The 6392-nt window shown below is 67.8% G+C and carries 5 protein-coding genes; 2 read left to right on the plus strand and 3 right to left on the minus strand.

Annotated elements, in window-relative coordinates; translation table 11 throughout:
* The 3 genes from V6D00_07190 to V6D00_07200 form a co-directional block, all read right to left on the minus strand.
* On the minus strand, positions 1-755 hold a 755-nt coding region (locus V6D00_07190; GenBank protein ID HEY9898951.1), incomplete at its 3' end, for a hypothetical protein.
* Between the two features lie 96 nt (positions 756-851).
* Positions 852-2375 carry a hypothetical protein gene (locus tag V6D00_07195; protein ID HEY9898952.1) on the minus strand — a complete coding sequence of 508 codons (1524 nt, stop codon included), beginning with the start codon at positions 2373-2375 and terminating at the stop codon, positions 852-854.
* A 179-nt stretch (positions 2376-2554) separates the two neighbouring features.
* Positions 2555-3940 (minus strand): hypothetical protein, encoded by a 1386-nt coding sequence (locus V6D00_07200; GenBank protein HEY9898953.1) that lies wholly within the window; start codon positions 3938-3940, stop codon positions 2555-2557.
* 887 nt (positions 3941-4827) lie between these two features.
* Here V6D00_07200 and V6D00_07205 point away from each other — a divergent pair.
* A complete protein-coding gene (locus V6D00_07205; GenBank protein HEY9898954.1) occupies positions 4828-5187 on the plus strand; it encodes a hypothetical protein in 360 nt (119 codons plus the stop codon).
* Positions 5184-6392 (plus strand): cation:proton antiporter (locus V6D00_07210; protein HEY9898955.1); only part of this gene is annotated, 1209 nt, incomplete at its 3' end. The genes V6D00_07205 and V6D00_07210, both read left to right, overlap by 4 nt.

The raw sequence follows: 6392 nt of genomic DNA on the forward strand, positions 1-6392 counted from the left end.
GTCTCCTTGAGCACGACGGTGCCCTTGTTGCTGACGTAGGCCAACAGCAGGCCGTCGGCGGTGACGACGGCGCGGGGGCCGCCGAACGTGGCGCTCTGGCCGTCGAAGGCCACGGTGACGCGGGCCTCGGCCACCATGTCCCAGTAGTAGACCTCGTGGCCCCAGCTGAAGAGCACCTTGCCGTCGGCGAAGGCGTAGGGGTTGAGCTGCTCGAGCTCCGAGCAGCTGCTGGGTCCCTGGACCTCCTTGTTGGTGTCGTCGATGCCCGAGACGTGCTCGTTGAGGCCGGCCAGCGCGCCGTTCAGGATGTAGACGTCGTGGAGCGCCTCGTCCCAGAGGAAGAGGCCGCCCGCCGAGCGGACCTTGAGGACCTGGCGGTACTTCTTGTAGCCGTTGCCGTCGGTGTACGCCTCGTACGTCCCGTTGGCGGACTCCTGGTAGCCGATGTTGCCGGAGGCGTCCTTGTAGGGGGAGTAGTACTTCTTGTCCTTGACCACCTGGCCGATCTTCTCCTGGCGGCAGGCGGTGAAGGCGATGAAGCGGCAGTCGGCGTTCCAGAGGCCCGGCTGCGGGCAGACGGGGACGGGGGGCGTGGTGTCCTTGATGTCGCCCGGGTTGATGACCACGGGGCCGCCGTTGGTGTTGCCGGGTTGCGGCTGGGGGTTCGGGGTGTTCGGCGCGCCCTGGGCACAGCCGGCGATCGCCGAAACCGAGAGCGTCAAGGCGCAGAGCGCCTTCTTGGTCGAGTTGGCCATGCGACACACCTCTCTGAGCAGAATCGGATCAAGCGCACACACACGAGGGGAGGAGGGCGCCCATTTGGGCGCCCCCCCGGGAGTCGCTCCCGTGGCTTAGGGGTCGAGGACGGGGTCCGAGATGAGCACGTCGGTGCCCAGGTCGCCCAGCGCGTTGTTGAGGATGACCATGCCGCGCAGGGTCTCGGTCAGCATGTCGTACTTCCAGATGCGGAAGTTGCCGCCGACGCTGGTCTCGAACAGCAGGCTGCGGCCGTCGTTGCAGAAGAGCGGGTCGAGGATGATGTCCTTGCCCTTGCGGTCGGCGCCGCTGATGGTGTCGCCGAGGTTGGCGTAGGGGACGGTGTCGATCAGGCCGCTCTGGCGGTCGAGGACCAAGAGGCGGGTGTCGAACCGGCCCGGCTCGTACTGCTGGTCCACCGGGCGGTGGTTGACGGTGAAGGCGATGAAGCGGCCGTCGAAGTTGATGGCCACGTGGCCGATGCGGTCGGGCCGGCCCGCGAGCGCCTCGCCGCTCAAGGGCAGGAGCTGGAAGAGGTGCGGGTTGATGACGTCGTAGAGGTAGAGCAGCCCGTCGATGTTGACGACCATCCAGCGGCCGTCACCCGAGAGGCCCAGGTCGTAGATGACCCCCCTGCGCTTGTCGTAGTGGTAGCCGTCGTTGAACAGGGCGTTGGCCTCGGCCGCGATCTTGGTGAGCTCGCGGGTCTTGGTGAAGTAGGCGCCGTCGGTCTCCTTGAGGACGACGGTGCCCTTGTTGCTGACGTAGGCCAACAGCAGCCCGTCGGCGCTGACGGTGGCGCGGGGACCGCCGTAGCGCTCGCTCTGGCCGTCGAAGGCCACGGTGACGCGGCTCTCGGAGACCATGTCCCAGTAGTAGACCTCGTGGCCCCAGCTGAAGAGCACCTTGCCGTCGGCGAAGGCCAAGGGGTTGAGCTGCTCGAGCTCCGAGCAGCTGCCGGGCCCCCGGACCTCCTTGTTGGTGGCGTTGAGCGAGGTCGCATCGTCGTTGAGGCCCGCGAGCGCGCCGTTGAGGATGTAGACGTCGTGAACGGCCTCGTCCCACAGGAAGAGGCTGCCTGCCGGCCGCACGAAGTACTCGGCCTTGACCGAGGTCGAGACGCCGGCCTGGGCTCCACCCGCCTGGGCGTATGCCGTGGCGGAGCTCTCGGCCGACCAGTCGCCGGTCTGGATGTCGGTGCCCCCTCCAGCCGCGGCGCTGCCGTCTCCCTCGGCGGTCGCCTCGATGCCGGCGGCGCCGCTGCTGTTGCCGCTGCCCGAGGTCGAGGCGTAGCTCTCGGCATGCACGCTCGCGGTGCTGCCGTCCGGGTTGGTCACGACTTGAGTGGCCGAGATGTAACCCTCGAGCTTGGGCAGGAACTTCAGGTTGCGGCAGGCGCTGAAGGCGATGAAGCGACAATCGGCGTTCCAGAGGCCCGGCTGCGGGCAGGGAGGCACGATGTCGGGCGGCGGCTCATGGAGGCCGTTGGGGTTGACGATCACCGGCCCTTGCTCGCCTGGGGGCGGGGCCGGGGTTTGGCTCGGCGCCTTCGCGCAGCCGGCGATCGCCGCGATCGACAGCGTCAAGGCGCAGAGCGCCTTCTTTCTCGCAAGACTCATGACACACACCTCTCTGAGCGGATGAGCGCGTCCAGCCGAACGGTGTCCTCACACCGCTCAGCGCGGCCAACGCCCGACAAATGCCCGGCGTCTTCCGACGCGCCTGGGGCTGCTCGTGCCCGCGCACGAGGGAAGGAGGGCGCCCGAGCGAGCGCCCCCCAGGGATTGGGGCCCGTGGCCTAGGGGTCGAGGACGGGATCCGAGACGAGCACGTCGGTGCCCAGGCTGCCCAGTACGCTGTTGAGGATGACCATGCCGCGCAGGGTCTCGGTCAGCATGTCGTACTTCCAGATGCGGAAGTTGCCGCCGACGCTGGTCTCGAACAGCAGGCTGCGGCCGTCGAGGCAGAAGACCGGGTCGAGGATGACGGCCTTGCTCCTGTGGTCGGCACCGCTGATGGTGTCGCCGAGGTTGGCGTAGGGGACGGTGTCGATCAGGCCGCTCTGGCGGTCGAGGACCAACAGGCGGGAATCGTACCGGCCCGGCTCGTACTGGTAGTCCACCGGGATCTTGCCGACGGTGAAGGCGACGAAGCGGCCGTCGAAGTTGATGGCCACGTGGCCGATGCGGTCGGGCTGACCCGCCAGCGCCTCGCCGCTCAAGGGCAGGAGCTGGAACAGGTGCGGGTTGATGACGTCGTAGAGGTAGAGCAGCCCGTCGATGTTGACGACCATCCAGCGGCCGTCACCCGAGATGCCCAGGTCGTAGATGACGCCCCGGTTGCCGTAGCCCTTGTAGCCGTCGTTGAACAGGGCGTTGGCCTCGGCCGCGATCTTGGTGAGCTCGCGGGTCTTGGTGAAGTAGGCGCCGTCGGTCTCCTTGAGCACGACGGTGCCCTTGTTGCTGACGTAGGCCAAGAGCAGCCCGTCGGCGGTGACGACGGCGCGGGGGCCGCCGAAGCGATCGCTCTGGCCGTCGAAGGCCACGGTGACGCGGGCCTCGGCCACCATGTCCCAGTAGTAGACCTCGTGGCCCCAGCTGAAGAGCACCTTGCCGTCGGCGAAGGCGTAGGGGTTGAGCTGCTCGAGCTCCGAGCAGCTGCCGGGCCCCTGGACCTGCTTGTTGGTGTCGTTGATCCCCGTCGCGTCCGAGTTGAGGCCGGCCAGCGCGCCGTTCAGGATGTAGACGTCGCAGATCGCCTCGTCCCAGAGGAAGAGGCCGCCCGCCGAGCGGACCTTGAGGACCTGGCGGTACTGCTTGTGGCCGTTGCCGTCGGTGTACTCCTCGTAGGTCCCGCCGGCGGACTCCTGGTAGCCGATGTTGCCGGAAGCGTCCTTGTAGGGGGAGTAGTACTTCTTGTCCTTGACCACCTGGCCGATCTTCTCCTGGCGGCAGGCGGTGAAGGCGATGAAGCGGCAGTCGGCGTTCCAGAGGCCCGGCTGCGGGCAGACCGGGGTCTGCAGGATCTCGCCGCCGGCGTTCTTGACGTGGTCGATGTCGACCACCTTGGCCGTGTCGGTCGGCGCCACGGGGGCCGGGGTTTGGCTCGGCGACTTGGCGCAACCGGCGACCGCGGTCACGGAGAGCGTCAGGGCAAAAAGAGCCTTCTTGCTCGCGTTGGTCATGTCACTCACCTCTCTGAGCTGTGGTTTCAAAGCTTTGGACACACACACACACCTTGGGTGAAGGCGATTCGACCGGGCTTCACCCAGAGCCATCGGCCGCGCAGAAGGACCTCCTTTCTGGATCGGAGGACGGCCATGATGGTGCGAGGTTGTCTGCTATGGAGGTGACATGTTGACTTGAAGTCGTGAGCTTCTTCAGTCCGAAGTATCGGCTGCTTTTGTGTAACGATTTGTAACATCAAGCGACGGTCCTTGTCAACGCATCCCGGTTAAGGCAAGAGATCGCTAGGAGGCAGTCACCGCGCCGTTTTCAAGTGCACAACACCCCCTGTGCATGGTGACCGAGGGGCGAAAAGCGGCGTGGTCAGCACCTCCTGGCCGACGCCGCGTCGCGCCCTCGTTAAGCAATTAATCAAGATTTAATTCCCCGGGGCCGTGGGGTGGCCGGAAGGTGCCGTGGTGACTGGAAGTGGGGGTGCTTGTCTGTTGACGCAGCCAGGCGTCGGGCTTAATATTGCGACACATTTGGCCGTCAGGCCGGGAGCCGGGAGAGACATCCCCGCTCGGGCTCCCGAGAGGAGGTATCGATGATCGCCATGCTGTTGTGTGGGTGCGCCGCCCTGCTGTTGCTGGAGCATCAAAGCCGCCTGCGGACCCTTCGCCGCCTGAGCCTGGTGCCGGTGCCGGTGCGCCGTTCGTAAGCGCCGCCTAGCCAGGGTCAGGCCGCTCCTCCAATCCCCCGGCGACCAGTCGCCGGGGGATTTTTGGCGCGCGGGTGATTCGTAGCTTGCGGGTCACGGTGCGTTCACGGCGACGCAGGACGCCGCTCGTACGCTGGGTGGGTCATGCCGCGGGGTCTCGGCCCCTACCGAAAGGAGACCACCGTGATGGATGCCGTCTTGATCATCCTGCCCTCGAGCGAGCGCTTGCAGCCGCTACTGGGAGCCATCAAGGACGCCGGGGCCCCCGGCGCCACCGTCTATGACAGCCAGGGCCTCGAGTTCCTCGCGTGGCTCGGGGCCTACCCTTCCCTCGCCCGCCAGCTGGGCCTCGAGGGCAGCGATCGCGAGCTCGGGAAGACCGTGCTCGCCGTGGTGCCCGAGGAGGCGACCCCCGGGGTGATCGCCGCGGCCGAGAAGCTGCTCGGTGGCTTTTCTGCCCCCTACTCGGGAATGCTGTGCACCTGGAAGGTCTCGCACTTCCGCTGCTTCCAGGGGGACAAGACCCTCTCGGGGGTGAGCCGATGACCCTGCTCTACCTCGGCCTCCTGGTCCTCTTGGGCTTCGCCTGCGCCCGTCTGTTCAGGCGCCTGGGCCTGCCCGCGGTCACGGGCTACCTCCTGGTGGGGGTCGCCGTGGGGCCCTCGGCCCTCCACCTGGTGGGCGAGCCGACCCTCGGGGCCCTGAAGCCCCTCTCGGCCTTCTGCCTGGCGACGATCTTCTTTCTCTTGGGCGAGGAATTCAAGCTCCAGGAGCTGCGCAAGCTGGGGCCTCGCTTCCTGTCGATCACGCTCGTCCAGTGCCTCCTGACCTTCGTCCTGGTCTCGGGCCTTCTGGTCCTCGCCCGTGCGCCGCTCGAGATCGCGCTCCTGATGGGGGCGATCGCGGGCACCACCGATCCGGCCGCCACCCTCGGCGTCATCCGCGAGCTGCGCGCCAAGGGCGAGCTGGTCAAGACCCTGCTCGCCGTCATCGCCCTCAACAGCCTGGTCGAGATGGTGCTCTTCAACCTCCTCTTGCCCGTGGTCGAGGTCGTGCACCGGGGCTCGGCGGCCTTCGCCTGGCAAGAGGCCCTCCTCTCCCCGCTGCGCGAGCTCGGCGGCTCCGCCCTCTTGGGGGTGCTGCTCGCGCTCGGGCTGCGAGCCTGGTCCCTGACCCCCTACGGCCGCGACAGCCTCAAGCTGCCGACCATCGGCCTGATCCTGCTCGGGGCCGGGGCCTGCGAGGGGCTTCACCTGTCGGTCCTCCTGACGATGCTGGTCTTCGGGGCGACCGTCGCCAACGCCGTTCCGGTCAAGGTCCAGGTCTTCGACCTGGTCAAGGCGATGGAGGGGCCGCTGCTCATCATGTTCTTCACCCTCTCGGGGGCGTCCCTTCACCTCTCGGAGCTTGCGACCATGGGCTGGATCGGCGTCGCCTACGTGGGCGGGCGCCTCGCCGGCAAGCTCTTCGGCGGGGCGATCGGCGCCACGATCGCGGGCGCCGACCCGGCCTGCCGCAGGTACCTCGGCTGCGGCCTGGTGCCCCAGGCGAGCATGGCCATCGGCCTCGCCTTCATCGTGCAGGAGAAGTTCCCGGACATGGCGGGCCCCATCCTGCCGGTCGCCCTCGGGGCGGTGGTGGTCTTCGAGGCGATCGGCCCGGCGATGACGCGCCTGGCCATCCTGAGATCGGGCGAGGATCCGGCCTCGGCCCGGGCCGCCGCTTCCCCCCTGCCGGTGCCGCGCCTGGCC

It is taken from the genome of Pantanalinema sp. (genome assembly GCA_036704125.1).
In the GTDB taxonomy this organism is placed as follows: Bacteria; Cyanobacteriota; Sericytochromatia; order S15B-MN24; family UBA4093; genus JAGIBK01.